General features: G+C 42.2%; 1 protein-coding gene. It reads right to left on the minus strand.

Annotated features, from left to right (window positions below; translation table 11 throughout):
• Positions 1–62: 62 nt before the first annotated feature.
• Positions 63–275 (minus strand): hypothetical protein, encoded by a 213-nt coding sequence (locus tag MO867_RS22805; RefSeq protein WP_252473422.1) that lies wholly within the window; start codon positions 273–275, stop codon positions 63–65.
• Between the last annotated feature and the right edge of the window lie 66 nt (positions 276–341).

Raw genomic sequence — 341 nt, forward strand, 5'->3', positions numbered from 1 at the left:
CGCACGATGGGTGGTGTGGGGGCCGGTAGGTAAAAACTACCGGCTACCCGATTTAAGTGTGACTAACTTGACGACCATTCGCTACCTGCTGAAATATGGTTTGGTAATGTTGAAACTATTTCATCTGGGCCTTCTATATTCCAACCCATTACACAACAGCCACATGCATTCATATCCGAGATAAAAGTTAATTTCTCTCGGTTCTTCTCGATCCAAGATTCGGCAAGCTCTACCTCCCCTGGATTATCAATCAACGCGCAAATAGTTGCTTTCATCGTTTTACACTTAACAGTTAATTCAAAAGCAGCATCTATATATCACGCTTCTCTATAATTCCAAAG

The sequence above is a fragment of the Microbulbifer okhotskensis genome (genome assembly GCF_023895975.1).
Lineage (GTDB): Bacteria > Pseudomonadota > Gammaproteobacteria > Pseudomonadales > Cellvibrionaceae > Microbulbifer > Microbulbifer okhotskensis.